Annotated in this window: 14 protein-coding genes and 2 tRNA genes; 11 read left to right on the top strand and 5 right to left on the bottom strand. The window is 68.1% G+C overall.

The genetic code is table 11. The annotated features are described in order from the left end of the window. The first annotated feature begins 24 nt into the window (after positions 1–24). From U5O44_RS05390 to U5O44_RS05375, 4 genes are read left to right on the top strand one after another with little or no spacing between them, the layout of a single operon-like run. Entirely contained in the window at positions 25–750 is a 726-nt protein-coding gene (locus U5O44_RS05390; protein WP_322588468.1) for a MotA/TolQ/ExbB proton channel family protein, read from the top strand. 1 nt (position 751) lies between these two features. Continuing rightward, positions 752–1,186, top strand: a complete 435-nt coding sequence (locus U5O44_RS05385; RefSeq protein ID WP_322587437.1) for an ExbD/TolR family protein — start codon at positions 752–754, stop codon at positions 1,184–1,186. A gap of 33 nt (positions 1,187–1,219) precedes the next feature. After that, positions 1,220–1,657: an ExbD/TolR family protein gene (locus U5O44_RS05380; RefSeq protein WP_322587436.1), complete on the top strand. Its 438-nt coding sequence runs from the start codon at positions 1,220–1,222 to the stop codon at positions 1,655–1,657. After that, positions 1,654–2,376 carry an energy transducer TonB gene (locus tag U5O44_RS05375; protein WP_322587435.1) on the top strand — a complete coding sequence of 241 codons (723 nt, stop codon included), beginning with the start codon at positions 1,654–1,656 and terminating at the stop codon, positions 2,374–2,376. The genes U5O44_RS05380 and U5O44_RS05375 overlap by 4 nt, the downstream gene beginning before the upstream one ends. Before the next feature lie 3 nt (positions 2,377–2,379). Here the strand turns inward: U5O44_RS05375 and U5O44_RS05370 are convergent, their stop codons facing one another. Then, positions 2,380–3,159 (bottom strand): hypothetical protein, encoded by a 780-nt coding sequence (locus U5O44_RS05370; RefSeq protein ID WP_322587434.1) that lies wholly within the window; start codon positions 3,157–3,159, stop codon positions 2,380–2,382. 93 nt (positions 3,160–3,252) lie between these two features. Between U5O44_RS05370 and U5O44_RS05365 the strand changes: the two genes are divergently transcribed. Continuing rightward, complete coding sequence (locus tag U5O44_RS05365) at positions 3,253–3,876, top strand: TetR/AcrR family transcriptional regulator (RefSeq protein WP_322587433.1); 624 nt, start codon at positions 3,253–3,255, stop codon at positions 3,874–3,876. A gap of 292 nt (positions 3,877–4,168) precedes the next feature. On the opposite strand, the gene U5O44_RS05360 is transcribed toward U5O44_RS05365, so the two are convergent. The 3 genes from U5O44_RS05360 to earP form a co-directional block, all read right to left on the bottom strand. Then, positions 4,169–4,624 carry a PEP-CTERM sorting domain-containing protein gene (locus U5O44_RS05360; protein ID WP_322587432.1) on the bottom strand — a complete coding sequence of 152 codons (456 nt, stop codon included), beginning with the start codon at positions 4,622–4,624 and terminating at the stop codon, positions 4,169–4,171. A gap of 138 nt (positions 4,625–4,762) precedes the next feature. After that, entirely contained in the window at positions 4,763–5,317 is a 555-nt protein-coding gene (efp, locus tag U5O44_RS05355; protein WP_322587431.1) for an elongation factor P, read from the bottom strand. 107 nt (positions 5,318–5,424) lie between these two features. Then, complete coding sequence (gene earP, locus U5O44_RS05350; RefSeq protein ID WP_322587430.1) at positions 5,425–6,663, bottom strand: elongation factor P maturation arginine rhamnosyltransferase EarP; 1,239 nt, start codon at positions 6,661–6,663, stop codon at positions 5,425–5,427. 34 nt (positions 6,664–6,697) lie between these two features. On the opposite strand from earP, the gene uvrC reads away from it, so the two are divergent. The 6 genes from uvrC (at position 6,698) to U5O44_RS05320 (ending at position 11,986) form a co-directional block, all read left to right on the top strand. Next, complete coding sequence (gene uvrC / locus U5O44_RS05345; protein ID WP_322587429.1) at positions 6,698–8,701, top strand: excinuclease ABC subunit UvrC; 2,004 nt, start codon at positions 6,698–6,700, stop codon at positions 8,699–8,701. Between the two features lie 45 nt (positions 8,702–8,746). Further along, complete coding sequence (gene pgsA, locus U5O44_RS05340) at positions 8,747–9,313, top strand: CDP-diacylglycerol--glycerol-3-phosphate 3-phosphatidyltransferase (RefSeq protein WP_322587428.1); 567 nt, start codon at positions 8,747–8,749, stop codon at positions 9,311–9,313. Positions 9,314–9,377: 64 nt separating this feature from the next. Next, positions 9,378–9,650, top strand: coding sequence for an HU family DNA-binding protein (locus U5O44_RS05335; RefSeq protein ID WP_322587427.1), 273 nt, complete (start codon positions 9,378–9,380; stop codon positions 9,648–9,650). Between the two features lie 33 nt (positions 9,651–9,683). Then, positions 9,684–9,759, top strand: a tRNA-Val gene (locus tag U5O44_RS05330). Positions 9,760–9,880: 121 nt separating this feature from the next. Next, complete coding sequence (locus tag U5O44_RS05325; RefSeq protein ID WP_322587426.1) at positions 9,881–11,821, top strand: SurA N-terminal domain-containing protein; 1,941 nt, start codon at positions 9,881–9,883, stop codon at positions 11,819–11,821. A gap of 89 nt (positions 11,822–11,910) precedes the next feature. Next, positions 11,911–11,986: transfer RNA gene (locus U5O44_RS05320), tRNA-His, on the top strand. An 89-nt stretch (positions 11,987–12,075) separates the two neighbouring features. Here U5O44_RS05320 and U5O44_RS05315 read toward each other — a convergent pair. Beyond that, positions 12,076–12,762 carry a response regulator transcription factor gene (locus U5O44_RS05315; RefSeq protein ID WP_322587425.1) on the bottom strand — a complete coding sequence of 229 codons (687 nt, stop codon included), beginning with the start codon at positions 12,760–12,762 and terminating at the stop codon, positions 12,076–12,078. Positions 12,763–12,903: the final 141 nt, after the last annotated feature.

Raw genomic sequence — 12,903 nt, 5'->3', positions numbered from 1 at the left:
CGGGATGGCCTATAGTCGCGCCGCATTCGCACAGGACCACAAGACTCTGGAGAGCATTCGGTGGACGCAAGCAATCCCTACGGCCTGGCCGCGCTCTGGAGCGGCTCGGATCTCGTCGCCAAGGCCGTGCTGCTGGTCATGGTCATCATGTCGGTGGGCAGCTGGTACCTGCTCGTCGTCAAGTGGATCGAGCAGCGGCGCATGCTCACGCAGGCCAAGGCGACTGAGGCCTTCTGGACAGCGGCCAGCGTCGCGCAGGGCGTGGACACGCTGGCCGCCGGCAGCCCCTTCCGCTTCATCGCCCAGGCGGGTGCCGATGCCTCGCTCAAGCACGCCGGCCTGCTCGGCCAGATCGACCTGAACACCTGGATCACGATGTCGATCCAGCGCGCCATCGAGCGGGTGCAGGGCCGGCTGCAGAACGGCCTGGCCTTCCTGGCCACCGTCGGCTCGACCGCGCCGTTCGTCGGCCTGTTCGGCACCGTCTGGGGCATCTACCACGCGCTCACCGCCATCGGCGTGGCCGGGCAGGCCAGCATCGACAAGGTGGCCGGGCCGGTGGGCGAGGCGCTGATCATGACCGCCATCGGGCTGGCGGTCGCGGTGCCGGCGGTGCTCGGCTACAACTGGCTGGTGCGGCGCAACAAGGCGGTGATGGACGAGGTGCGCGGCTTCGCGGCAGACCTGCACGCGGTGCTGCTGGCGCAGGCGTCGGCGAAGGCTGCGCCGGCCTCGCCGTCCAAGGGCTGAGATGGCCTTGCCACCCGGCCCGTTCGACGCCCCGGCGGGCGACGACGAGGTGATGGCCACCATCAACACCACGCCGCTGGTGGACGTGATGCTGGTGCTGCTCATCATCTTCCTGATCACGATCCCGGTCGTGACGACCTCGGTCAAGGTCGATCTGCCGCAGGAGCGCCTGAACCCGCGCCAGAGCAAGCCGGAGAACATCGTGCTCTCGGTCGATGCGCGCGGGGTGGTCTACTGGCACGACACGCCGCTGCCGAACGCCGAGGCGCTGGTCGAGCGGCTGAAGAAGGTGTCGGTGCAGTCGCCGCAGCCGGAGGTCCACATCCGCGGCGACCGTGCGGCGGTGTACGCGCCGGTCGGGCGGGTGGTGCTGGCGTGTCAGCGGGCCGGGATCGCGCGCGTGTCGTTCATCACCGAGCCGCCGGCGCTGAACTGAACTGAAGCCGGCGCACAGCCCAGGAGACACCCCATGGCGATGAACCTCGGCCCCGGCGACGGGCTGGCCCCCGGCAGCGATCCCGAGCCGATCATGGAGATCAACACCACGCCGCTGATCGACGTGATGCTGGTGCTGCTGGTGATGCTCATCATCACGATCCCGATCCAGTTGCACTCGACCGACCTGAACCTGCCGACTGGCAAACCGCCGGTCAACGCCGTGCCGCCCGAGGTGGTGAAGATCGACATCGACCCGGCCAACGTCGTGTACTGGCAGGGCGTGGCGCTGGCCGACCGGGCGGCGCTGGAGGAGAAGCTGCAGGCCGTCGCCGCGCAGGCCGAGCCGCCCGAGATCCACATCCGTCCGGATGCACAGTCGCGCTATGACACGTTTGCCGCGGTGATGGTGTCGGCGCAGAAGCTCGGCCTGCGCAAGCTCGGCGTGGTTGGTGGGGAGCAGTTTCAGTGAGGCCGGGCAGCCTGCCGGAGTTCGATCCGAAAGCCGGCGCACCGCGCTGGATTGGCGTGAGCGCAGTGGTCGGGCTGCATGTGCTGGTCGGCTGGGCGCTGGTGTCGGGGCTGGCGCGCAAGGCGATCGACGTGGTGCGCGAGCCGATCGAGATGGCGATCCTCGACGAGGTGAAACCGCCACCACCACCTCCGCCCCCCCCGCCGCCACCGCCACCGCCACCGCCGAAGGTGGTGAAACTGCAGGACGCCCCGCCCCCGCCGCCGGCCCCCGCCCCCAAGGCCTACGTGCCGCCACCTGAGGTGACCCCGGCGCCGACACCCCCCGCCCCCGCGATCCAGGCGGTGCAGGCCGAGCCGCCGCCGAAGCAGCTTGAGATCAAGCCGCCACCACCCCCCGCGCCGCCCGCGCCGCCGGCCCCCCCGGTGCCGCCTGCGCCACCCGCCCCGCCGGCCCGTGTCGACGTCGGGCTGGCCTGTCCGGGCTACGTCGACACCATGCAGAACGCGATGGCTGGCGCGTTCGACCGCTACGGCATCACCGGCGTCGTGCGCGTGCGCATGCTGGTGCGGGGCAGCCAGATCGTCGACGTCACGCCGCTGTCCGGCCCGAAGGAATACCACCGCCTCGTCACGCAGGCGGCCCGGCGCTTCAAGTGCCAGGCCAGCGGGGCGGAGGAGGTGCAGGTGATGTTCGAGGTCAGCGTCCGGGAAGATTGAGGGCTACGCCAGCGCCGCCTGCATCAGCGCAGCCCACAGCCCGACATAGCCGACCGTCCCCGCCGTGAGCCAGACATCGGGGCGCTGAAAACGCCCCTGCTGCAGCATCCAGCCCGCCAGCGGCAGCAACTGCTGGGCATGCACGCCCAGGAAATGCGCCGGCCGTGCGTCGGGCCCGCCGAGGTGCCAGCCCACCAAGGGCAGTCCTGTGCCGGCCGGGGGCTGTTGACCGCCAAGCAGAAAGCCGCTGACGGTGGCGAGCACGAAGGTCAGCACCAGACCGATCACCACCGACCGGGTCAGCGTGCTGGCCCGGTCCGCGCTGTGGCGTGCGATCAGCCAGGCCAGCACCGCCTGGGTCGCCGTCAGCATCACCGCCGCCACGGCCATCAGACCGAACAGCGCCGCGTGCAGCGGATCGCCCACGTTGTGGTGCGAGCCCTCGCCCAGGGCGGCCTGCAGGCTGATGTAGCCGACCTCGAAACTCGATGTGAGCACCACCGTCCAGACCAGCGCCCGCACCGTGCGGCTGCCGCGCCGCGCCTCGGGCAGCAGACCCACGCACCAGGCAGTGGTGGCCGCAAACAGGGCCGTGGACGCCATGAACTTCAAGGGTTTGGCCCAGATGGCCACGTCGCGCCAGATGCGATCGTCCAGCACCAGCAGGCCGGCGGCAGGCACCATGCACGCCACCATCAGCCACGCGAACCAGGTGAGCAGCGGCTGGCGTGCGCTCAGCGTGCGGTGCAGCGCCAGGAAGGGGGAGGGCCACGTAGGGGACATGGTCGGACTCTTGAGTTGACGGTGTCAACCAGTGTGCTGGAGCCATGTAGACGCTGTCAACTACTGACTGCGGCTCAGGCAGAATATGCACCCATGAACAAAAAATCTGTCCCTGCTCCGTCGCTCAAGGAAGCCTGCGTGCAGGCGGCACGCGAGGTGATCGCCGAACACGGCGTGGAAAGCCTGAGCATGCGCGACGTGGCGCGCAAGCTGGCCATTTCGCACCAGGCGCCCTACCGCCACTTCGAGAGCCGCGACCACTTGCTGGCCGAGATCATGCGCCGCTGTTTCGCCGACTTCGCCCGGCACCTGGACGGGCGCCCCCGCACTGGCCAGCCCGAGGCGGATCTGGAGGCCATGGGACACGCCTACCTGGCCTACGCCCGCGAGAAGCCGCTCGAATACCGCCTGATGTTCGGCACGCCCTGGCCCGAGCCGGCGCAGCACCCCGAGCTGGTGCAGCACGCCGTGCATGCCTTCGACCTGCTGCGCGAGAGCCTGCGCGCCTTGCACCGCGACCAGCCCGACGCCCCGGCGCATGTTGACCGCCAGGCCCTGTTCATCTGGTCCACGCTGCACGGCATGGCCAGCATCACCCAGGCCGATGTCATGCAGCATCTGCAACTGGCGCCCGGTGTGGAGCCGGCCCTGGCGGGCGACGTGATGGCGCGCATCGGTCTGGGTCTGGGTCTGCCCTGCGAAGTGCGGGCGGCCTAGTGTTGCGTCAACGATCCACTGTCGCACCCCAAGTGCCGTCATCCTCGCGAATGCGAGGATCTACGCCCGCCAAAGACGGTCATGTCCCTGCGTGGGTGCCCGCTTTCGCGGGCATGACGGTGATGTGTTCGCGCAGGCTGTCCGTCAAGTCAGCTGTGACACGACACTAGCCCCTGGACGCGCTATTTCGTGCAGGTGCAGGCGGCAGGGGAAGCGGCCGCGCGGGATCTGCTGCCGGAGTTGAAGCACCGGATGGCGCTGGCGCAAGCCCGTTGAGGGCAGAGGGCGCTCTTCAGCGTGGCCGAGGGTGACTCGCCGAACTGCCGCTTGTCGTCCGCCGCCAGCCCAGCAGCCCGCCGCCCAGTAGCCACAGGGCCAGCGTGGCGGGCTCGGGTACCGCCTGCACCTGCACCTGGATCGGCAGGCTGGTGGCACTGGTGACCTCAGTCCAGGCGCTGTCTTCGTGGAGGCGGTCGGTGAATGTCCAGTGGCTGCACTGCAGCGAGTTGTCGAAGCCGATGCATTCACGGGTGCCGTGCGTGTCCCCGCGCCGCACGATCTTGTCCTGGGTGATGGCGGCGTCCGCTGCCAACTGGTAGCTGCCCGCCTGGGCGAAGGTCAGGCGCAGGTTCCAGCTGGTGAAATAGTCGGTGCCCGGGCCTGCATCCGGTGCCAGCATCTGGCTGTTGTGCGGACCGCCGAGGGCGCCCACCTGCAGCGTGAGACCCGTCAGGCGCTCGGTCGACATCTCGAAGAACGAGTAGACCCACTCTGACGGGGGCAGTCGGTTGGGTGGTTTGATGTTGCTATTTTTGCGCATTTCCCCATGAAAAACGGCCCCGCAGGGCCGTCTTGGTATCCGGTTTCGCGATGTCGCGGCGTCGGATCAGACGCGCTTGCGGTACTCGTGCGTGCGGGTGTCGATTTCGATCTTGTCGCCCTGGGCCACGAAGATCGGCACCGGGATCTCGAAGCCGGTCGAGATCTTGGCGGGCTTCAGAACCTTGCCCGAGGTGTCGCCCTTGACGGCCGGCTCGGTCCAGGTGACTTCGCGCACCAGCGAGGTCGGCAGTTCGACCGAGATCGCCTTGCCTTCGTAGAACACCACTTCGACCGGCATCGCGTCTTCGAGGTAGCTCAGCGCGTCGCCCATGTTCTCGGCTTCGACTTCGTACTGGTTGTACTCGCCGTCCATGAACACGTAGAGCGGGTCGGCGAAGTAGGAGTAGGTGCACTCCTTCTTGTCCAGGATGATCTGGTCCATCTTGTCGTCGGCCTTGAAGACGACTTCGGTGCCGGAGTTGTTCAGCAGGCTCTTGAGCTTCATGCGCACGGTGGCGCTGTTGCGGCCGCCGCGGCTGTATTCGGTGCGCAGCACGACCATCGGGTCCTTGCCGTGCATGATGACGTTGCCGGCGCGGATTTCCTGAGCGATCTTCATGGGTGAGTTTCCGTTGGAGACCGATGTCCCGGCGGGAGGACTCGGTGTCGGTCTAAAGGGTGCGTGAGGGGCGGTGAGCAAGCCGCCACACCGCAAAGCCCTCGATTCTAGCCCAGCCCGCCCGACTGCCTGGCCTCGGCCCAGGCGAGCAGGCTGCTGACGAGGTCCGGCTGCTCGGCCCAGCGGCGCTGGCGCCTGGCGGTGTCCGCGCCCCACGCCTGCTGCAGTGCCGGCCATAGCGCCGCCCAGGTGCGTGGCAGATCGGCGGGATCTCCTGCGCCATTCCACAGCCGAGCCATCGCCCGCAGCGGTGCGGCCAGCGCGGGTGGTGCCCGGTCGAGGGCCACGTCCAGGAAGGCCGAGAGCTTGTCGGCGTGCACGCCATCGTCCTGCGGGTAGAGCTGCCACAGCAGCGGCTGGCCAGCCCAGAGCGCGCGCACCAGGCTGTCCTCGCCGCGCACGAGGTTGAGGTCGCTGGCCCAGAGCAGGCGGTCGAACTCGACCTGCGTGACGTGTGGCAGGAAGTGCAGCCGCAGCGCGCCCACCACCGGGCCGGGGCCGGTGGCGCCGCGCTGGTGCAGCCAGGCGCGCACTTGCTGCGCGCTGAAGCCGGGCGTGACCAGCAGCGTGGTGCGCACGCGCCGGTCGCCGCGCGCATGGGGCGCATCGGCCAGCAGGTCGAGCCAGGCCGCCAGCAGCGGCTGCGTGTAGCCGAACAGCAGCATCAGCGCATGGTCGGGGTGGTCGTCGGCGCCGAGGTGGATGCCCAGGCGTGTCAGGGTGGTGGCCGGGTGGTGGGCGTCGCGGCGGGCGAGCAGGCCGGGTTCGCGCAGCAGGCCGCCGGTGGCGGCCGTGAAGCCAGGGTAGAAGAACCACTTGGTCAGACCGCGCCCCGGCCCGCTCCACTGCGGCGAGGCCAGTCCGTGCAGGCGCTCGACGTGTGGCTCGGCGCTGAGGTATTCGAGGTTGATCCACAGTGGCGCCGTGCCGGTCTCGGCGGCGCTGACCATGCGGCTGACATAGGCCGCAGGCGGGTCGCAGCCGAAGGCCTCGATGACCACGTCGGCCGGCACCTCGTCCGCCAGCGGGTCGCGCCAGGGCAGCACCCGCACGCCCGGTGCGCCATCCGGTGCCATCCAGGCCAGGGCGCTGGCGTCGTCGACCCAGAGCCGCACCTGCGCGCCACGTCCGGCGAGGTCGCGCGCCAGGCGCCAGCACACGCCCAGATCGCCGTGGTTGTCGATGACGCGGCAGAACACGTCCCAGCGCTGCAGCGCCGACGGAACCGTCAGCACGGGCGACAAGGAAAAGGCGGAGGGGGTGTCTGCGTTGGTGTCGGCGCTCATCGCGGAATTATCGGTGGCGGCACAATCGCCGACCATGACGCGCCGCCTGACCCCCGACGAGGCCGAAGCCCTCCTGACCCCTGAACCCGCGCTCGAAACGCCGGCCGCCGCCGCCCGCGAGCGGCTGCTGAGCGAGGTGGCCGCGCTGCCGGCGCTGCCCGGCGTGTACCGCTATTTCGACGCCGAGGGCGGCCTGCTCTACGTCGGCAAGGCCAAGCACCTCAAGCGCCGCGTGTCGAGCTATTTCCAGAAGGACCACGGCGGCACCCGCATCGGCCACATGGTCAGCAAGATCGTGCGGATGGAGACGACGGTGGTGCGCTCCGAGGCCGAGGCATTGCTGCTGGAAAACAACCTCATCAAGTCGCTGAACCCGCGCTTCAACATCTTGTTCCGCGACGACAAGAGCTACCCCTACCTGAAGTTCGTGTCGCACGAGTTCCCCCGCGTCGTGTACTTCCGCGGCGCCGTGGACCGTCGCCACCGCTACTTCGGCCCGTACCCGAGCGCCTGGGCGGTGAAGGAGGGTATCCAGCTGATGCAGAAGGTGTTCCTGCTGCGCACCTGCGAGGACACGGTGTTCCACAACCGCACCCGGCCGTGCCTGCTGCACCAGATCCACCGCTGCTCGGCACCGTGTGTCGACCTGATCTCGCGCGAGGACTACGCCGAGGACGTGCGCAACGCGACGCGCTTCCTGAGCGGGCAGACGCAGGAGGTGCTCGACGGGCTGCAGGCGCAGATGATGGCCTGCGCCGAGGCGTTCGACTATGAGAAGGCGGCCGAGCTGCGCGACCAGATCGCCACGCTGTCCAAGGTGCTGCAGCAGCAGTCCGTCTTCACGCAGGAGGACCGCGACACCGACATCCTGGCCGTGAAGGTGCAGGGCGGGCGGGCCTGCGTGAACCTGGCGATGGTGCGCGGCGGGCGGCACCTGGGCGACCGGGCGTACTTTCCGGCGCATGTCGAGGATGCGGTGGCGGTCGATGTCGGCGACGAGGTCTCGGAGGAGGGCACCGGCGCGGAGGGCGCCGTGGAGGGCGAGGCCGCCGAGGTGGCCCTGCCGGTCGAGGTCCGTGTGCTCGATGCGTTCATCGCGCAGCACTACCTTGGCGCCGACTGCCCGCCGGTGCTGGTGACGAGCCACCCGGTGTCGCGCGGCCTGGTCGCAGCGCTGACCGATCCTCGTGGCCACAAGGTCAGCGCCCAGCACCAGCCGCGCGAGAACCGCCGCGCCTGGCTCGACATGGCCATCAAGGGTGCGGAGCTGGCGCTGGCGCGGCTGCTGTCCGAAGAGGGCTCGCAGCAGGCGCGCACGCGGGCGCTGGTCGAGGCGCTCGATCTGGCGCCCGAGGGCATCGACGCGGGGCTGGACGGCCTGCGCATCGAGTGCTTCGACATCAGCCACACGGCGGGCGAGGCGACGCAGGCCTCGTGCGTGGTCTTCGAGGGCCACAAGATGCAGTCCGGCCAGTACCGCCGCTACAACATCACCGGCATCACCGGCGGCGACGACTACGCCGCGATGCGCCAGGTGCTCACGCGCCGCTACGCCAAGCTGGTCGACGCCGTGCAGCAGGGCACGGGCCGCCTGCCGGACCTGGTGCTGGTGGACGGCGGGCGCGGCCAGATCGGCGTGGCGCGCGAGGTGTTCACGGCGCTCGGGCTGAACCTGTCGCTGCTGGTCGGGGTGGAAAAGGGCGAGGGGCGCAAGGTCGGTCTGGAGGAGCTGGTCTTCGCCGACGGGCGCGAGAAGGTCTACCTTGGTCACGACTCGGCCGCGCTGATGCTGGTGGTGCAGATCCGCGACGAGGCGCACCGCTTCGCCATCACCGGCATGCGGGCCAAGCGCGCCTCGGTGCGCACGGGCGGCAGCCGGCTGGAGGACATCGCCGGTGTCGGGCCGAAGAAACGGGCGCGCCTGCTGCAGCGCTTCGGGGGCGTGCGCGGGGTGGCTGCAGCGTCAGTGGAAGACCTCGTCGGGGTCGAGGGCATCTCGTCCGAACTGGCAGAAGAGATCTACCGGGCCCTGCGTTGAGGGACCAAAACGCCGGCGTTTCGTTACACCATGCACAATGCGTGGATGTTCTGGACCCTCCCCACGCTGCTCACCTGGGCGCGCATCGTCGCCATTCCGCTGATCGTCGGCATCTACGAGCTGCCGATCGACATGCCGACGCGCAATCTGATGGCGACCGTGCTGTTCGTGGTCGTGGCGCTGACGGACTGGCTCGACGGCTGGCTGGCGCGCAGACTGAACCAGACCTCGTCGTTCGGCGCCTTCCTCGACCCGGTGGCGGACAAGTTCCTGGTCTGCGCGGCGCTGCTGATCCTGCTGCAGCTCGACCGGGTCGGCGCGCTGGTGGCGCTGGTCATCATCGGCCGTGAGATCGCCATCTCGGCGCTGCGCGAGTGGATGGCCCAGATCGGCGCCTCGCGCAGCGTGGCCGTCCACATGATCGGCAAGCTCAAGACGATGGCGCAGATGGTGGCGATCCCGTTCCTGCTCTATGACGGTCTGGTGTTCGGCGTGGTCCACACCCGGCAGTGGGGAACCGTGCTGATCCTGGTCGCCTCGGTGCTCACCGTCTGGTCGATGGTGTATTACCTGCAGAAGGCGCTGCCCGAGATCCGGGCCAAGGTGCGCTGAATCCACTGGCCGGACCTGTCTCCTAGAATCCGCTCCCTTTCCAACGAGGCTTCAGGGGCTCCACGTGAACAAGACCGAACTGATCGAGCACATCGCGCTGCAGGCCGACATCTCCAAGGCCGCCGCCGCCCGCGCGGTGGATGCCATGGTCTCCGGTGTGACGCAGTCGCTGAAGAAGGGCGAGCCGGTCGCGCTGGTCGGATTCGGTACCTTTGCAGTCTCCACGCGGGCGGCGCGCGAGGGCCGCAATCCCCGCACGGGCGCCCCGGTCCACATCCGTGCGGCGCGCATCCCGCGGTTTCGTCCGGGCAAGGTGTTGCTCGACGCCTTGAGCTGATACAGTTGCGGACTTGCCGAACGGACGGTACCCGGGTGCTTAGCTCAGTTGGTAGAGCGGCGCCCTTACAAGGCGTAGGTCGGGGGTTCGAGCCCCTCAGCACCCACCACACGGGTTCCGGTCACGTGGTCTGCCGTGATGCGTTGCGGTCATTTCTCTTCAAAGGCGAACCCTGGTTCGCCTTTGTCGTGTCTGGCGCTGCTGCTGGCAGTGCACCCTAGGAAGCTCAGATGTTCGATTTTTTCCGTCGCCATACCCGCATCCTGCAGTTCCTGCTCCTGCTGCTGATCGTGCCGTCCTTCGTGGTGTTCGGCATCCAGGGCTATGACCAGTTCTCCGAAGGCAAGGACGAGGTGGCCAAGGTCGACGGCCAGGCCATCACCCGCGCCGAATGGGAGCAGGCCCACCGCAACCAGGTCGAGCGCCTGCGCAGCCAGATGCCCAATGTCGACGTCAAGCTGCTGGACACGCCCGAGGTGCGCCAGCGCGTGCTGGACGACCTGATCCGCCAGCGTGTGCTGTTCGCGGCTGCGCGTGACCTGCATCTGGTGCCGACCGACGCACGCCTGAAGCGCCTGTTCGAGACCGATCCGCAATTTGCCAGCCTGCGCAATGCCGATGGCACGGTCCGCAAGGAGCTGCTGGCTGCGCAAGGCCTGACCTCGCAGCAGTTCGCCGCGCGCCTCAGCCAGGACATGGCGCTGAACCAGGTGCTGCTGGGCGTGGGCGCGACGAGCGTGGTGCCGAACGCCGTGGCGCGCTCGGCGGTGGATGCGTTCTACCAGCGCCGAGAAGTGCGCGTGCAGACCTTCCCGGCCAAGGACCACCTGGCCAAGGTGCAGGTCAGCGACGCCGATCTGCAGGCCTACTACGACGACCCGAAGAACGCTGCGCGCCTGCAGTCGCCCGAATCGGTGAGCTTCGACTATGTGGTGCTCGATCTGCCGACCATCGCGAAGAGCATCAGCGTGGCGGAAGACGACCTGCGCAAGTACTACACCGAAAACGCCGCCCGCTACGAGCAGCCCCAGGAGCGGCGTGCACGCCACATCCTGATCAAGGTCGATGCGGGGGCCAGTGCCGACACGAAGGCCAAGGCCAAGGCCAAGGCCCGCGCCGAAGCGCTGCTGGCCGAAGTGCGCAAGAACCCGGCCGGATTTGCCGAGCTGGCCAAGCAGAACTCCGAAGATCCGGGCTCTGCCGTGCAGGGCGGCGATCTGGACTGGTTCGGCCGGGGCGCCATGGTCAAGGTCTTCGAGGACACGGCCTTCGCACTGAAGAAGGGCGAGGTCAGTGGCGTGGTCGAGAGCGATTTCGGCTTCCACATTCTCCGGCTGGACGATGTCCGGGGTGGCGAGAAGCGCAGTTTCGAGTCGGTCCGGGCCGAGATCGAGGACGAGGTGCGCAAGACCCTGGCGCAGAAGCGCTATGTGGAAGCGGCTGAGCAATTCTCCAATCTGGTCGAGCAGGAAGACACCCTGCAGCCGGTCGCCGACCAGCTCAAGCTGACTGTCCAGCGGGCCGAGCGCTACACCCGTGGCTTCCAGGCCGAGCCTGGCAGCGTGCTGGCCAACCCGAAGCTCGCCGAAGCGGCCTTTCTGACCGACAACCTGCGCAGCAAGCGCAATGCACTGGCGCTGGAAATCGGCACGAACCAGATGCTGTCGCTGCGTGTCACCGAGCACCAGCCGGCGCGCAAGCAGGCCCTGGCCGAAGTGCGCGAGCGGATCCGTGCCAGCGTGCAGCAGTCGAAGGCGGCACAGGCGGCCCGTGAGGAAGGCAGTGCGCGTCTGGCGCAGTGGAAGGCACAGCCGACCGCCGCCACGCTGCCCGCTGCGGTCACGCTGTCACGTGTCAAGCCGCAGAACCTGCCGCAGGCGGTGGTGGATGCGGTGCTGAAGGCGAAGGCGGATGCGCTGCCGGCATGGATCGGGGTGGACCTGGGCGACGAAGGGTATGCCGTGGCCGTCATCGACAAGGTGCTGCCTGCCGATCTGGCAGAGGCCGGGTCGCTGGACAATGCCCGTGAACAGGTCTCGCAGCTGTGGGCGCAGGCCGAAAGCGAGGCGTACTACGCCGCGCTGCGCACGCGCTACAAGGCGGTGGTGCTCGACAGCGCCAAGGCCAAGGCGACCGACGAATCGGCTCCGGCATCCGCACCGGCGAAGTGATGACTTGGGCCCGTGTCAGGGGCTGAAAATAAAAGTCCCTGAAAGTCGACACAGGACGAATTTCCTGGCCTATAATTTCTTTCTCTGCGGTGGCTATAGCTCAGTTGGTAGAGTCCCAGATTGTGATTCTGGTTGTCGTGGGTTCGAGTCCCATTAGCCACCCCACCTGACGCAGCAAAAAGGCCAGCTTGGCAACAAGCTGGCTTTTTTCATTGTGCAGGCCACGCAAGTCAATCAGGCCTGCTGTCACTCACTCAGGCATCGGCCTGCCGCCCGACCTGCAGCCCTTCTTCCGGCGTGCTCGCCAGGGCGAGCTTGCGGTACACCACGCGGATGTGGTCGTTCACGGCCTGCCACTTGATGCCCATGTGGCGGGCGATTTCCTTGATCGTGTAGCCCTTGCTGAGGTAGTTGAGCACCTCATGCTCGCGGACATTCAGACTGTCGAGCGTGCCGGGGTCTGCGGCGTCCAGTGGTGCAAACCGGCTGTCGTGCTGCCGGAAATGGCCCAGCAGGCGCCGCGCCATGGCGGGCGAGAGTGGCGGCTGGCCGCGCACGATGCGCTGCAGTTCCTCCACCAGCACCTCGAACCGGTCCTCCTTGAGCAGATAGCCATTGGCGCCGCAGAGCAGCGCCGGGAACAGGTGCTCGTCGTCCGAATGCAGTGTGGTGGCGATCTTGATGGCCGGATAGTCGCCCAGCTGGGCCAGCAGTTCGAGTCCGGCCTTGTCAGGTTGCTCCAGGTCGCACAGGATGAGACGGAAACCATCCGCATCGGCGCGTGCCATCTCGCCAGCGCTGACGCCCAGCAAGGCGCGCGCGGACTCCAGATCGCTGGCTTCGCTGAAGCGGATCTCGTCGCTGAAGCTTTCCCGCACCACCCGGGTCAGGAAACTGCGGGCGACAGCGTTGTCTTCAACGATCAGCGCGCGGATGGACATGAATGGAATCCTTGACGTGGGACACGGAATCTTGAAGCCCGATTATCCGTGGTGAGCGGGCCGAAGGTGTCCCTCGGGTACAGGGTCGGCGACGCGAAAGAAGGTGGGTGGCGACCACGCGTCAGCGGGACACACTGCCTA

Source organism: Sphaerotilus sp. (assembly GCF_034519685.1).
In the GTDB taxonomy this organism is placed as follows: Bacteria; Pseudomonadota; Gammaproteobacteria; order Burkholderiales; family Burkholderiaceae_C; genus Sphaerotilus.
Note: the sequence above shows the minus strand (reverse complement) of the source record. Positions and strands in the feature narration are given on the sequence as shown.

Coding starts and splice junctions, on each gene's coding strand:
- U5O44_RS05315 (WP_322587425.1), bottom strand. CDS start 12,762: ATGTCCATCCGCGCGCTGATCGTTGAAGACAACGCTGTCGCCCGCAGT.
- U5O44_RS05370 (WP_322587434.1), bottom strand. CDS start 3,159: ATGTCCCCTACGTGGCCCTCCCCCTTCCTGGCGCTGCACCGCACGCTG.
- U5O44_RS05325 (WP_322587426.1), top strand. CDS start 9,881: ATGTTCGATTTTTTCCGTCGCCATACCCGCATCCTGCAGTTCCTGCTC.
- earP (WP_322587430.1), bottom strand. CDS start 6,663: ATGAGCGCCGACACCAACGCAGACACCCCCTCCGCCTTTTCCTTGTCG.
- U5O44_RS05380 (WP_322587436.1), top strand. CDS start 1,220: ATGGCGATGAACCTCGGCCCCGGCGACGGGCTGGCCCCCGGCAGCGAT.
- efp (WP_322587431.1), bottom strand. CDS start 5,317: ATGAAGATCGCTCAGGAAATCCGCGCCGGCAACGTCATCATGCACGGC.
- U5O44_RS05365 (WP_322587433.1), top strand. CDS start 3,253: ATGAACAAAAAATCTGTCCCTGCTCCGTCGCTCAAGGAAGCCTGCGTG.
- uvrC (WP_322587429.1), top strand. CDS start 6,698: ATGACGCGCCGCCTGACCCCCGACGAGGCCGAAGCCCTCCTGACCCCT.
- pgsA (WP_322587428.1), top strand. CDS start 8,747: ATGTTCTGGACCCTCCCCACGCTGCTCACCTGGGCGCGCATCGTCGCC.
- U5O44_RS05385 (WP_322587437.1), top strand. CDS start 752: ATGGCCTTGCCACCCGGCCCGTTCGACGCCCCGGCGGGCGACGACGAG.
- U5O44_RS05360 (WP_322587432.1), bottom strand. CDS start 4,624: ATGTCGACCGAGCGCCTGACGGGTCTCACGCTGCAGGTGGGCGCCCTC.